Below are 13,404 nucleotides of genomic sequence, written 5' to 3'. Positions count from 1 at the left end.
AAATTGATACCATTTACAAACACTATTGAATACCAGCAATTTAAGAAAAATACCAAAAAATGAAAGTGTGTATTATTTCCACAAGTGTGTATTTTCGCTACACAATTCCTATTTGATTTCACTTCGACTCGCTTTCATTTCGAGAGCCTCAACGACCGCTAGCATTTGGTTAATTAGGGTTAATACTATTGGGGAGACTGAGGCTCTCGAAGTCTCACCCTTCGACCCTTCGGCTTCGCTCAGGGTTCTCAGGGTTTGAAGTGTCGATTCCTACCCGAGGGCTGTACTTCGGTACACTCAGTATAACAACTTACCCTTCGGCAAAGTTTATCCTGAGCCGTGTCGAAGGGCTCTTAGTTCGATCATCATCCGAGGTCTGAGCGTAGCCGAAGACCGTTGTCGTTATCAAAGAATAAGGAATATTTTTCCCTCCAATGCGTTTCATTTTTACACTCTGACAACATATGTAATTCTTCAATGTCCCCTCTCATCAATGCTTCTTTCTTAGCTCTACTCCAGCCTTGTACTTGTTTTTCTCTATAGAAGGCAGTATCTATCCTATCATATTGCTCGTAGTATAAAAGTTTTACTGGTAATCTTTTCTTAGTATGATTAGCCCCTTCTCCGTTTTGATGTTGCTGTAATCTTTTTTTTAAATCCTTTGTACTACCCGTATAATACGTTCCATCACTACATTCTAATATATACATATAACCTTTCATATACATGATATTTTACATTCATACTAATATGTGTCTGTAATTCGGCAATTGTTACCCATTGACCATTCAGGGTTCGAGGGTACAAGTCCGCTTTCGTTTCGAGAGCCTCAACGACCGCTAGCATTTGGTTAATCAGGGTTCGAGAACCTCACCCTTCGGAACTAACTTGGAGACTGAGGCACTCGAAGTCTCACCTGTCGGAACTAGTTTGGAGACTGAGGCTCTCGAAGTCTCACTCAAGTACTGTACTTCGACAGGGGCAACATCCACGGAGCCGAAGTCCGATGTCTTTTAATTTTAAGAAAAAGTACTAAGCTATTCTTTAAAATACGTTAATATAACGCTATATCTAATCGAAATTTGGTTTCTTTAAGTAGCTATGAAAAGAACAACTAACTATGAGTGATATTTACAGAAAGTGTCCCAATTGCGGAACCTTAAATTTAAATAGAGATTATTGCAAAGAGTGCGGAACTCTGGTCAACTCCACGCTGAAACGAAACCAAGAAAGAAAACAGCGACTAGAACAAAAACAAAAAGCTATAAAGGAACAAAAACCAAACAAGATTACGCTGTTTTTTGAACAAGCTAAAGAACATCAAAATATATTTATACGCTATACCGCCAAATTCTTTTATTCTATTTGGATTGTTGTCCTGGCAATAGGATCTTTCTTAGCTTTTGTAATAGGATATATAGCGGCATAAATCAAAATGGTGAAAATGACTACTAAACTAGTATATCGTTACTATTTCCTCTTCTTTTGTTTCGTTGCTCTGGTTATTTATAGTTTTCAGCAATTGAATATCGACTTACCTATACTTATACAAAACCACGTGAATGATTTTTTATGTATGCCTATCGTTTTATACGTATGTCAATTTATAGTTAGAAAGTTAAAAAGTGATGAAAATATGATATTACCTCTTCCGCTATTGATGGTGGTAACTATGGGATATTCCCTTTATTTTGAATGGTATTTACCAAAGCATATGATACGCTATACCTCGGATTGGCTAGACGTAGCACTCTACTTCCTGGGCATGTTATTCTTTTATTGGATCGAGCGTAAAAAACAACGAATGTACGCGCTGCATTAAACCTTCGCTAAAAATAACAATCCTGCAAGCATCTGACAGCTTGCAGGATTTCAGTTGTACACTTTGTATTAAATATTTAATAATAAAAGCGTGTCTAGTTGACACTCGGCACGGTCATCACAGCTTCTTCGATGTGTTGTTCTCCATTTAAGATTTCGAATACCTCACGATTTGCTACCGCATCCTTCAGGCTGTGTACCAATACCTTTGCAACATCTCCTCTAGGAATAGATCCTTTTTTATTCTCCAGGCTTTTACTTATAGTAATTTTTCCGGTAGGAGTATCATCACTTAGCGTTCCGGGTCTTACAATGGTAAAATCCAATCCGCTATTTCCCAAATATTCATCAGCATCATTTTTTGCTTGTAAGTATTCTTGTAACTGATCAGATTGCTGCGGTTGATCTGCTCCTATAGAACTTAGCATAACAAACTTTTGTACCTTATGACGTTTAGAAGCATCTACAATTTTCATGGCTCCTTTACGATCTACGGCGTCCAAAGCTTTCCCTTTAGAACCTGCTGCAAAAATTACTTTGTCTATTCCTTCGGTAACGTGCGTAACGTCTTCTGTTAGATCTCCCAGAATGGTTTTTACACCTTGCTGCTCAAACTGAGACTGCTGCTCGGGTTTACGTACCATGGCGATAGGCTCATAATTTTGATGGTTTTGTAATTCATTAATGACTTTATTTCCTGTGGTGCCTGTTGCACCTATAACTAATATTTTTTCCATACTTTAAAATAGCCTTCCTTTGTAAAAAAACCAAGAAAACACAGCTGTTTAACGGGGAATTAACGGTTGTATTACCGCTCAGCCTAGTTCATACTGAATCAAGCCAAAGGCAAAGGAGTCGCTTTCGTTTCGAGTACCTCAACGACCGCTAGCATTTGGTTACTTAGGGTTAATACTATTGGGGAGACTGAGGCGCTTGAAGTCTCACCCTTCGACCCTTCGGCTTCGCTCAGGGTCCTCAGGGTTTGAAGTGTCGATTCCTACCAGAGGGCTGTACTTCGGTACACTCAGTATAACAACTTACCCTTCGGCAAAGTTTATCCTGAGCCGTGTCGAAGGGCTCAGGGTTCGATCATCATCCGAGGGCTGTACTTCGGTAGGCTCAATGTATCATTTCAGGGTTCTCAGAGTTTTCAGGGGACTCAGAGTACTTCAGGGTTCGAGAGCCTCACCCTTCGGATACACCTCGAGGGCTGAGGTTCTCGAAGTCCGTATTCTCAATTGAAGATCTCCTTATCACGATATGCCATGGATAATCCAGGCAATGCATCTAGCTCCCCTCTCATCAATGCTTCTTTCTTAGCTCTACTCCAGCCTTGTACTTGTTTTTCTCTATAGAAGGAAGTATCTATCCTATCATATTGCTCGTAGTATAAAAGTTTTACAGGTAATCCTTTCTTAGTATGATTAGCCCCTTCTCCATCTTGATGTTGCTGTAATCTTTTCTTTAAATCCTTTGTACTACCCGTATAATACGTTCCATCACTACATTCTAATATATACATATAACCTTTCATATACATGATATTTTACATTCATACTAATATGTGTCTGTAATTCAGCAATTGTTACCCTGTGACCACTCAGGGTTCGAGGGTACAAGTACGCTTTCGTTTCGAGTACCTCAACGACCGCTAGCGTTTGGTTAATCAGGGTTAATACTATTGGGGAGACTGAGGCTCTCGAAGCCCGGCACACCTCAGCATCCGCGTACTCGAAACCCGGTTCCACCAGAATCACCCTTAGAGAGCCTCAGGGTTCGGGAATACATGGTGTTCAAAAATATCGTTTCCTGAGGGTTGAGGCACTCGAAACCCGGCATTGCTCAGCATTCGCGCACTCGAAGCCCGGCACAGCTCAGCATTCGCGCACTAGAAACCCGGCACAGCTCACCCTTCGAGAGCCTCAGGGTTCGATATTTCGCCCGAGGGTTGAGGCACTCGAAGCCCGGCACAGCTCAACATCCGCATACTCGAAACCCGGTTCCACCAGAATCACCCTTCGAGAGCCTCAGGGTTCGGGAATACATGGTGTTCAAAAATATCGTTTCCCGAGGGTTGAGGCACTCGAAACCCGGCATTGCTCAGCATTCGCATACTCGAAGCCCGGCACAGCTCACCCTTCGAGAGCCTCAGGGTTCGGGAATACATGGTGTTCAAAAATATCGTTTCCCGAGGGCTGAGGCACTCGAAGCCCGGCACAGCTCAGCATTCGCGTACTCGAAGTCTCATTCATCATTCTTTCTTTTTCTATGTGGATAAAACAGTTATAATCCTGGAATTCTTTTTCTGTTTTTTTCACTAAAGCCGATATATTTTAATCCCATATTAGCGTCTAGATTTGTGATATCAAACTTGTATCTAAGATGGTATGTACAATAACATAAACAGTTGTCACCATAATCCATATAACCCAACCAAATCATATCTCCGCGAGTATCTGCTTCTCCTAAAAAGTCATTACAGCAATTAGAAACCAATTGTACATCAATGGTAACGATGTTATCTTTTCGTTGTATATCGGTAATATTTTCGTGTAGCTTATATCGACTACGTCCAAAAGATGAAGATGCTTCTTGCCCTTCGTCACAAGTATCTATCATTTCCAAACTAAGGGCTTCTACTCCGCTTAAAGAAAGTCTGCTTAGTTTTCTGGAATCTTTAAGTAACATGGTACCTACTAAAACCTGGTTACTCCTCATGCTATTTTTTTGAACCAGTAGCGTATCTGTCTCGTAGTCATTGGTAGCTATTTGCCTTTTCACAATAACGGTGTCGAATTTTCTTTCTTGTGCAAAGAACGGATTGGCAAGTAACAGACTGACTACTAAAAACGATATTTTTTTTAATTGTTTCTTCATAATGTAAGTATAGCATTTGATATATTAGGAAATAGAACTTTTATAGGAAGGATACCAAATAACTGAAATACTACTTTCTTTAGGTACGGCATTGTTATCTGTTCTTTTGATAAAACTTTATTCTTTGAATCCTTTTTCTTTTCTTCACTTAGATGAACTCAGGGTTGCTGAGTATTTTTACGTTTGCCCGGTTCTGAATGAAAATCCATACGGCAACTTACACTTCAGACGTGCCATAAAGATTGAAGATCTAGAAGTCTCACCAACCAACTCTTCTAATAATTCGGCATTTTTACGATTATAATTAGCGTAATCACTCACTTTCATCCGGTTTCCGGAAACCGATCGTTGTTTTTTGCTGTTCTTTTTGTATGGATAATAGATGCTGTGCAAAATTCGTTTTCATGTTTTCGTGCATTTCTACAGTAGCAGGTTGTGACCAATCTAAATTCCTCGCAGGCCAATTACAATGTTCTTTAAAGTATGTCCATTTCTCCAATCGATCTGTACAGGCTTCAAAATTATTGCTCCAAAAAGCATGTCCAACACGATAATTATCATAAAAATCTTCGTGACTATCAAATAAAAAATAGATGAGCTCTGATGCTTTCAGCACGTTTTTCCAGGCTTGATCCTCGCTTATATATCCAGCCATAAAGGCCCATCTGCTCATTGGAATCACCCTGAATAAGTCAAATCCCCAGATTAGTTTCTTAGGTTTGTCATCAGAGCTTTGTCCACAATCTCTGATATACTTTTGGTCAATTTTAGTAAGACCGGATAGTTGATCTATCATATCCTCTGCCGCATCTGACTCAATATCCTGAGCAAACCATTTAGAATGCATTCCTTCAAACAATCTAGCTACCATATCAAGATATTGGGCCTTGTTTAAAATACCCCAATCTTCGTTTAGATACTGTTGGTATAATTTATCGTATTGTATGTCAAAGGCTTTAGGTTTAAATTTCTGATCTCCTAATCGAATAGTACACGGAAAAACTTCTAACGTCTCTGACCAGGCTCCACCATAAAACATGTGCACTAAATTAAGTCGGATTGCTTTCTTTTGATCCATAGTAAGCGGAACAACATTTCCTAATTTGTAATAGGTAAGCTGTTCCTTAATAGCTTGTTTTCTCTGTGTGTTTAGAAAAAACATGATAAAAGATATGGATGCAGCAACCCCGATAACAATTCCGATAAAATCAGGAGCTAACAAACTACTAGCAGGCATACCATCTCCTAAAGAAGGGTTTCCGAAAACTTCATAAAACCCCATCCCTATTACCAAAACAAAAAATAAGGTGGCTGTCCCTAATATCGACAATCCTACTTTGGTATTCTGTTCTAAATTTTGATATGCTTGTAAAAAAGTATCGTGTTTAGGTGGATTTTTACGACTTAGTGGTGTATTCTGTAATAATTCCATAGTTGATCTACTCTACACTAATTTTATAATTTTTAATCTTATTGCTCATCACCTGAGCATCAAATCTGGAACGCTTGTCTTGAGAAATAATCGTTACTTTCTGCGCACGTTCATCTGCATTAAATTTTCCTTGAATAGCCGTATCAGAAAAACTAGTATGCTCTGCGTCTAAAGTATCAAAAGTGAGAGCTCCTGGATCGGTACTCAAAACGTATGTGCACGTACTATCTGCATTCACATCTATTATTTTAATCCAACCGTGAGCCAAAAAAGGCTTTTGTTCATCATCTATAGTTTGATGAATAAATCCATAATAGCGATCTCCTTTTTTGGGCAAAGACACAAATTCTTCTAGGTTCATTTTAAATTGCGGTGTACTGAAATAAAGTAAATAAAAAATCAGTGCACAGGCACCTACAACCCCAATTATAGTAGTAGAAAATAGGATTTTCCCAAAGAGAGAATATGTTTTCCCAGCATCTGGAACCGGATATTCCACGGCATAGTCGACAGCAGCTTTTTTCATTTGCTGTGTCCAATCTTTTTTTGGCACTTCTGTTTGGTTGGATGTGGTATAAAATACGACTACCGGTTTCTTCTTAATATTTTCGACTAAACCTGTACTGATGATCTTTTTATGTAAACGAGCCTCCATAAGGATTTCCATTTTGTTATACGGAGAAACAAATTGGCTTTTTAAGGTCTTATAATGCTCTAAGTGTTCACTGATGGTTTGGATAGGCATACTACAGGTTTATCAATTTCAATGATTTCAAAATAACTACTATTCTGTATAAAAATCACCCCTGTAAACCACCGTTTGTATGGGAAAATTACAAGGTTTATCCTATCTACACAATAAAATTCGGGTACCTAATCTATTAAAAGTTTGTAGCTGATGATAATCAAAGTATTATTTTTAGAAATCTTTACATATCAAAAAATCCCAATGAGAATTCTGAAGAACTCATCCTATAGATTATATTGGGGTACATGAGATTACACCAATAATACCAATGTAAGTAAAACGAATAAGTAGCGCCTATTTTGCAACAGAAGATGTGGCTAAGCTTTTTGCCCAATGAATGGCTTCTTCAAGGGATTCAAAACTTTTAAAATTACTTTTGATAAACAATTTTTCTATTAACGAATTTAGCAGTCCCTTGCGAGTATAGCTAACAATACCATAACCTTTCATTTTATAATCACTCTTATAAAACTTTATCCAATCACTGGGTTTCACTGCGTATGAATGAACTCTATTGGTAATATAAACCACGTTTTCGCCATTGTGATCATAAAAATAAGTGAGGTCCTCTACCAATTTTTTTGCGTGATCGTCCCAAGTAATCACCATATCTTCTTTGATTTCGCCTATGACAAATCCATCAAACAAATAAAAATCACCAAAAGGATAATTTAATTCCTGAATGGCATCCTTATAATATGTAGAGTCTTTTAGATATTGCATGGGGCAAAAATATCATAATTCGTAGTCTAATGGAGTAGTGAATATCTTAAATTTTTCCTATAAATCGACAAACTACTCAAAGCACTGATTAAATAACAAATCTAAACAATTAATTGTAGTATATTAAAAATAGCTAGGTCGTATATAGCTATTTAATATTTTAGAATCCAAGAGCACCCTGTTTTCAGGGTGTTTTTTTCACTGAAAAAAGTGTTTGGTAACAATGCTGTTCAGCATACATTTGTAGTGTTAATCATAACAAACCAATTCATTAACACTTATATAAAAATCATGAAAAAAACCATTTTAAACTTCGTATTAATTATTGCTGTTCTTTTTACAGCTTCTTGTAAAAACGAAACTAAATCTGAAACTTCTGATAGTGCTAACAAAACTGAAGAAGTTGAGAAAACTGAAACATCAGAAGAAAAAAGCAATGATAACAAAACTGAAACCGCAGCATCAGATGGAGTACCTAGTTTTAGCGACGAAAAAGTGCAGGAATATGTTAATTCTTATGAAGCTTATATAGAAGAATATAAGAAAGTAGTAGAAAGTAAGGATATGACTGCTTTTGCTTCCTTAGGTCAAAAAGGCCAAGAATTAGGTACCAAAGCTCAGGAGGTAATGGGGAACCTTTCTGGTGATGATGTAAAAAAGCTAAGTGATTACATGACGGCTAAGTCAGCAGAATTGCAGGAGTTATCTAAAAAGCTGATGCAGTAATCATTTAGAAATCATTAAGTTTAGTTACCTTAATTGATGGGGGTTATTTTGCAAATCCTGTTCTATTTTTAGGACGGGATTTGCTGTTTGTTATGATTAGTTTCAATTAAATTGTTTTGTAAACGTTTTAAGGAAGTTTCTGATATCTCTGTGCGCATCCTTCTATACAAGCATAGTAAAGAAATAAGCTTCCTTCTTTGATTTCAAAACTAATAGTTACTGGATTAGTACACGCGACGCTGATCGTATTCTCATCTACAGAATAACTTTCTGTACTATTTCCTTCTGTATCCAACGCCAATGAACATAAATTTCCGTTAGAAACCTGAAGTACTCCCGCTGCTAAAAACGCTAACTCTAAATCACTATTTACAGATTCAAAAGTCCCACTTCCGTCACCTGGATCCACTAATTGCGCCACCAATCTCCATTTTCCCAATAAATCAGGATTACTGATGGTATCATCATCATTGCTACAGGCGGATACACACAAAAGCGGAATTAAAAAAAGTAAAGCTAATTTTTTCATAACAATAAGGTTTATGATGTAGATGCAACATATGGTGTTAGGTTGCTTCAATCTATAAACTGTAAATTATGGAAGTTATGTTCTATCTGATACCCGATATACAAACTTTAAACCACTCCAGTCTTCGTCAACCGCAGCAACTTTAATATCAACTAATCCTATCTCTAATACATATTCTCTTATAAGCTCTCTTTTAAGGTCTGTAGGTATTTTAGAACTTCCTTTAGGCCAACTCACCCATAACATTCCTGTTTTTTTTAATGCATTTTTATGTAGCGGAGCAACTTTTTTTAACTCCTCACTGCTGGTGCAAAACATATGAATAAAATCTGCCTCTGTTGATCCAACTTCGTAAAGCTTTGTAATATTTTTAGGTATCTCAGAAAAAAGATTCCAATAGTGATCCGGAAGATTATAAAATAAAGCTGTTGCTCCTTCCTTTAATCCAAGTTTTTTAGCAAGTGGAGTTCCAGAATAACCTGCGGGCATAATTATTTAATTAATTACGATACTTGATAAAGTTATAAAAAAACACTGAAACTCGTATTTGGGATTATCATATCCGTAATAATCCGCTTTAGGATTAGCAAAAAGTTAACAATTTATCATATAAAAGCATTGTTTACCAGCACAAAGTTTTTTACTTTCGGCGTCCATTTGATTCTTAATTCTACAAATCGAACGATTATGAAAAACACTGCATTAACAGAAACTCATACTGCATTAGGTGCCAAAATAGTTCCGTTTGCCGGATATAATATGCCGGTATCATACGAAGGGGTTAATATAGAACACGAGACCGTTAGAAATGGTGTGGGTGTTTTTGATGTATCCCATATGGGTGAGTTCTTAATCACAGGGCCTAATGCTTTGGATTTGATTCAAAAGGTGACTTCTAATGATGCATCCAAGCTTATAGATGGAAAAGCCCAATATAGTTGCTTACCTAATGATAAAGGAGGTATTGTAGATGATCTGATTGTTTATAAAATAGCAGACGAAAAGTATTTATTAGTGGTAAACGCTTCTAATATTCAGAAAGATTGGGATTGGATTAAAAGTCATAATACGATGAATGCCGATATGCGTGACCTGTCTGAAGAGTATTCATTATTAGCGATTCAGGGACCAAAAGCTGCATCGGCAATGCAATCTTTAACCTCTGTAGACCTGGAAGCGATGAAGTTTTACACCTTTGAAGTAGCAGATTTTGCAGGTATCGAACACGTAATTATTTCGGCGACCGGATATACTGGTAGCGGTGGTTTTGAGATTTATTGTAAAAATTCTGAAGTACAACAAATTTGGAATAAAGTATTAGAAGCAGGTGCGGACTTTGGAATCAAACCTATTGGTTTGGCAGCAAGAGATACTTTGCGTTTGGAAATGGGATATTGTCTTTATGGAAACGATATTAATGATAAAACCTCTCCGATCGAAGCAGGATTAGGGTGGATTACTAAATTTACCAAAGAATTTATAAATTCTGATGCATTAGCAAAAGAGAAAGAACACGGAGCTGAAAGAAAACTTGTAGGCTTTGAATTAGATGAAAGAGGAATCCCCAGACATGATTATGATATCGTAGATGGCAATGGTCAAAAAATAGGAATTGTAACGTCTGGTACCATGTCACCATCTCTGGGAAAAGGAATTGGTTTAGGTTATGTACCTAAAGTTTTTGCTACACCAGGTAGTAAAATTAATATCCAGGTACGTAAAAAAGCGATTCCGGCAACGGTAGTAAAATTACCTTTTTATAAAGGATAATTATTTTATAACAATAATAAAGCTTAAGTTAAGTTTCAGGATTACAGAATTTAGTGATCTTAGAAACTTAACTTTTTTTAGCATACAAGAGTATTGAAAAAGATTCTTATCATAGGAGCCAGTGGTTTTATAGGAAACGCTCTTTATAAAGAGCTTAACTCCTATTTTGATACCTATGGTACCTATCATACGGATAACCCTTTTTATGAGAAAAATCAGAAATTCTTTCAGTATGATATGGAACTGGAAGATATCTCTATATTATTAGACAATCTAAAGCCCACTATAATCGTTTCTGCGATCAGAGGTAATTTTAATGCTCAATTAGATGCGCACCAGCGGATCATCAACTGGTTAAAAAAGAATACTTCTAAACTGATATTTCTATCTAGTGCTAATGTTTTTGATACTTTTAGTAATTACCCATCCTATGAATATGATAAAACCTTAAGTAATAGTGTTTATGGTAGGTTGAAAATCAAAATCGAAAACGCATTAATGCGCTTACCAACCCATAAATATGTAATAGCTAGAATTCCGATGATTTTTGGGGCCAGCACTCCACGAGTACAAGAACTTAAAACCTTACACGATCTTAAGGCTCCGATAGAAGTTTTTCCGAATGTAATTATCAATGCCACATCTATTTCGAAACTTACTCAGCAATTACATTATATCATCAATCGAGGAAAAAAAGGTATTTTTCATTTGGGTAGCACGGATCTTATTTATCATTTGGATCTCATAACAGAAATATGTGATATGCTACAGTTAGAACATCCCACATTTAAACAAGTTTTTGATTCTAACAATGATAGATATCTCGCCGTATTACCTAAAGATAATTTGTTACCTAAAAACCTACAGATTACTACCAGACAGGTGATTGATTCGATTGTTATAAAATAATACCAATCTTAATGAAATGATAATCCATATGCAGAATTCGTAATTCGTACTTATCTTTGCATTATGAATCTTGAAGGGAAAAAAGTTATTCTGTTTGATGGAGTATGTAATCTCTGTAACGGAGCTGTTAATTTTATCATTAAACGTGACAAAAACGATGTGTTTAGATATGCTTCCTTACAAAGCGAAATAGGTCGACAATTAGCCGAAGAAAGAGGTATTGATATTTCTAAATTGGATACGATCCTCCTTATCGAACCATCCATGGCATACTATCATAAATCAACAGCTGCCTTGCATATAGCAAAGCAGCTGTCTGGTGGTTATCCGTTACTTTCTGTTTTTCTGATCCTCCCAAAATTCTTAAGAGATTGTGTTTACGATATTATTTCGAAAAACAGATATAAATGGTTTGGCAAAAAAGAGAGTTGTATGATTCCAACTCAAGAGCTAAAAGCACTCTTTATTGACCAATGACATACCATTTACTTTTGCAATAGCACTATGAATTAAAATCAAAACTTCCCCCCTTTGATGTTACCCTATTCAATTCAGCTTTATTCATATTATCTATATGAACAAAACCTAAACATGCTACTGCAAAGCAAATTAGTATAAATGGTATTAAAAGCTTTTTCATCCTTATTTTGGGTTTCAATGATTTGGTGAGCAAAAAAAGACCATCCTTTAATTACGGTTTAAAAGTAATCATGATTAGTCACTACTATGGTAGGTGTTTTAGAATTCGTTGGGGTTTAATTAGAATTCGTTGAGTCCATAATTAATAATGGTCTCATAACATCGTTTATGGTAGCTGAAACACCAAAAACTGTAGTTCTATATTCGTATATAACAAAAAACTGTCTTATCATAATGGATAAGACAGTCTTGGAGTGATCCGTTACTTTTTTTGTTTTCCCTTTATTTTTCCGAATCAGAAGAAATTACTTCCTTTTCCTGATTGGACGGTAACGTATCTTGATCTGCTCTTCACTTTGTATCGAATTTCTCGACAGTGGTGATTTTGGCATCGGTTGTTTTTTCAATTTGATGCTTCTCTCTTAACTGATTGTATTCTTTATCAAGCTGATTTACATTATCTATGTGTACAATACTCAAACATATTACTGCAAATGAGATTAAAGCTATGGGTAGAAAAAGCCGTTTCATAATGAGTGTATTAAGGTTTATTAATAAGTGTGGTTCAAAAGTATAGTTATCTATCACACAAAATAAGGGGACTTTAGCTAAGAATCCTATAGGGGTTTTCCCCCTATTTGGTTATTCCGACATATCGAAAAACACTCAATTCACTATTTATCAAACACTTATGAAATATAACAGAAAATCAACAAAGACTAAAACTTTACTTATAATCATAAAAAAAAGGGTAATCTCTAACCCTTTTGTTTTTTATAATGCTTCCGATATTTTCATATCATTGTACGATACCAGTATTATCTATCGTTCAAAACGAAAGATAAACCCATCATCAAAAGATTCTGTTACGGTAAAGACCATATTTTCTAAATTGATTCTTCCATAATTCACATCATTCACCACAAGTGTATCAGCATCTGCGGGTGCAGAAACACTGTATGAATATGTTCCGGAAGGTAATATCGTATTTATATCAGTATCAGTACTATTATTAACTATGGTGACCATACCGGTAGTCGTATTAAAATCCCAAACTATGACTCCTTTGGCAATATCCGCATCCAACCCTATAAATCCACCTGACACATTCACTAGATTCCATTCTCCCTGAAGCGTGGGTGTTGAATTGTCATCATCATTACTACAGCTAATCAATATGATGGAAAGTAATAGGACACAAAAACGTTTCATAAATCACCGTGTTTTAGT

At 36.2% G+C, this 13,404-nt stretch carries 18 protein-coding genes; 6 read left to right on the top strand and 12 right to left on the bottom strand.

Going from position 1 to position 13,404, the window contains the following annotated elements; genetic code table 11:
* Nucleotides 1–365 precede the first annotated feature (365 nt).
* A complete protein-coding gene (locus ACFSR1_RS05605; RefSeq protein WP_378290464.1) occupies nt 366–722 on the bottom strand; it encodes a GIY-YIG nuclease family protein in 357 nt (118 codons plus the stop codon).
* A 398-nt stretch (nt 723–1,120) separates the two neighbouring features.
* Between ACFSR1_RS05605 and ACFSR1_RS05600 the strand changes: the two genes are divergently transcribed.
* Together ACFSR1_RS05600 and ACFSR1_RS05595 are read left to right on the top strand one after the other, a co-directional pair.
* Complete coding sequence (locus ACFSR1_RS05600) at nt 1,121–1,429, top strand: hypothetical protein (protein WP_378290463.1); 309 nt, start codon at nt 1,121–1,123, stop codon at nt 1,427–1,429.
* Nucleotides 1,430–1,444: 15 nt separating this feature from the next.
* Nucleotides 1,445–1,822, top strand: a complete 378-nt coding sequence (locus ACFSR1_RS05595) for a hypothetical protein (RefSeq protein WP_378290461.1) — start codon at nt 1,445–1,447, stop codon at nt 1,820–1,822.
* 94 nt (nt 1,823–1,916) lie between these two features.
* Here ACFSR1_RS05595 and ACFSR1_RS05590 read toward each other — a convergent pair whose 3' ends face one another.
* From ACFSR1_RS05590 to ACFSR1_RS05560, 7 genes are all read right to left on the bottom strand, one after another.
* Nucleotides 1,917–2,558, bottom strand: coding sequence for an SDR family oxidoreductase (locus ACFSR1_RS05590; RefSeq protein ID WP_378290459.1), 642 nt, complete (start codon nt 2,556–2,558; stop codon nt 1,917–1,919).
* Between the two features lie 497 nt (nt 2,559–3,055).
* Nucleotides 3,056–3,355: a GIY-YIG nuclease family protein gene (locus tag ACFSR1_RS05585; RefSeq protein WP_378290457.1), complete on the bottom strand. Its 300-nt coding sequence runs from the start codon at nt 3,353–3,355 to the stop codon at nt 3,056–3,058.
* Nucleotides 3,356–4,104: 749 nt separating this feature from the next.
* A complete protein-coding gene (locus ACFSR1_RS05580) occupies nt 4,105–4,698 on the bottom strand; it encodes a hypothetical protein (protein WP_378290455.1) in 594 nt (197 codons plus the stop codon).
* Between the two features lie 177 nt (nt 4,699–4,875).
* Nucleotides 4,876–5,019: a hypothetical protein gene (locus ACFSR1_RS05575; RefSeq protein WP_378290453.1), complete on the bottom strand. Its 144-nt coding sequence runs from the start codon at nt 5,017–5,019 to the stop codon at nt 4,876–4,878.
* Nucleotides 5,012–6,130, bottom strand: coding sequence for a DUF1266 domain-containing protein (locus ACFSR1_RS05570; protein ID WP_378290451.1), 1,119 nt, complete (start codon nt 6,128–6,130; stop codon nt 5,012–5,014). The genes ACFSR1_RS05575 and ACFSR1_RS05570 overlap by 8 nt, the downstream gene beginning before the upstream one ends.
* A 7-nt stretch (nt 6,131–6,137) precedes the next feature.
* Nucleotides 6,138–6,875 carry a hypothetical protein gene (locus ACFSR1_RS05565; RefSeq protein ID WP_378290449.1) on the bottom strand — a complete coding sequence of 246 codons (738 nt, stop codon included), beginning with the start codon at nt 6,873–6,875 and terminating at the stop codon, nt 6,138–6,140.
* Between the two features lie 297 nt (nt 6,876–7,172).
* A complete protein-coding gene (locus tag ACFSR1_RS05560) occupies nt 7,173–7,601 on the bottom strand; it encodes a hypothetical protein (RefSeq protein ID WP_378290447.1) in 429 nt (142 codons plus the stop codon).
* A 291-nt stretch (nt 7,602–7,892) separates the two neighbouring features.
* On the opposite strand from ACFSR1_RS05560, the gene ACFSR1_RS05555 reads away from it, so the two are divergent.
* Nucleotides 7,893–8,327 carry a hypothetical protein gene (locus ACFSR1_RS05555; protein WP_378290445.1) on the top strand — a complete coding sequence of 145 codons (435 nt, stop codon included), beginning with the start codon at nt 7,893–7,895 and terminating at the stop codon, nt 8,325–8,327.
* 127 nt (nt 8,328–8,454) lie between these two features.
* Here ACFSR1_RS05555 and ACFSR1_RS05550 read toward each other — a convergent pair whose 3' ends face one another.
* Complete coding sequence (locus ACFSR1_RS05550) at nt 8,455–8,856, bottom strand: hypothetical protein (RefSeq protein WP_378290443.1); 402 nt, start codon at nt 8,854–8,856, stop codon at nt 8,455–8,457.
* 75 nt (nt 8,857–8,931) lie between these two features.
* The gene (locus ACFSR1_RS05545; protein ID WP_378290441.1) at nt 8,932–9,345 is read right to left on the bottom strand and encodes a DUF3052 domain-containing protein; all 414 of its coding nucleotides are present in this window, start codon (nt 9,343–9,345) and stop codon (nt 8,932–8,934) included.
* 198 nt (nt 9,346–9,543) lie between these two features.
* Between ACFSR1_RS05545 and gcvT the strand changes: the two genes are divergently transcribed.
* The 3 genes from gcvT to ACFSR1_RS05530 all read left to right on the top strand — a co-directional run bounded on the left by gcvT (nt 9,544) and on the right by ACFSR1_RS05530 (nt 12,012).
* Nucleotides 9,544–10,626, top strand: coding sequence for a glycine cleavage system aminomethyltransferase GcvT (gene gcvT / locus ACFSR1_RS05540; RefSeq protein WP_378290439.1), 1,083 nt, complete (start codon nt 9,544–9,546; stop codon nt 10,624–10,626).
* Nucleotides 10,627–10,719: 93 nt separating this feature from the next.
* Nucleotides 10,720–11,535 carry a sugar nucleotide-binding protein gene (locus tag ACFSR1_RS05535; RefSeq protein WP_378290437.1) on the top strand — a complete coding sequence of 272 codons (816 nt, stop codon included), beginning with the start codon at nt 10,720–10,722 and terminating at the stop codon, nt 11,533–11,535.
* Between the two features lie 63 nt (nt 11,536–11,598).
* Entirely contained in the window at nt 11,599–12,012 is a 414-nt protein-coding gene (locus ACFSR1_RS05530; protein ID WP_378290435.1) for a thiol-disulfide oxidoreductase DCC family protein, read from the top strand.
* A gap of 513 nt (nt 12,013–12,525) precedes the next feature.
* Here ACFSR1_RS05530 and ACFSR1_RS05525 read toward each other — a convergent pair.
* Together ACFSR1_RS05525 and ACFSR1_RS05520 are read right to left on the bottom strand one after the other, a co-directional pair.
* Nucleotides 12,526–12,705: a hypothetical protein gene (locus ACFSR1_RS05525; protein WP_378290433.1), complete on the bottom strand. Its 180-nt coding sequence runs from the start codon at nt 12,703–12,705 to the stop codon at nt 12,526–12,528.
* A 291-nt stretch (nt 12,706–12,996) separates the two neighbouring features.
* Nucleotides 12,997–13,386 carry a hypothetical protein gene (locus ACFSR1_RS05520; RefSeq protein WP_378290431.1) on the bottom strand — a complete coding sequence of 130 codons (390 nt, stop codon included), beginning with the start codon at nt 13,384–13,386 and terminating at the stop codon, nt 12,997–12,999.
* Nucleotides 13,387–13,404 lie beyond the last annotated feature (18 nt).

Origin of the sequence: Aquimarina rubra (assembly GCF_042684305.1) — a bacterium.
Lineage (GTDB): Bacteria > Bacteroidota > Bacteroidia > Flavobacteriales > Flavobacteriaceae > Aquimarina > Aquimarina rubra.
The sequence above is the reverse complement of the archived record's forward strand: the minus strand, read 5'-3'. Positions and strand labels throughout refer to the sequence as shown.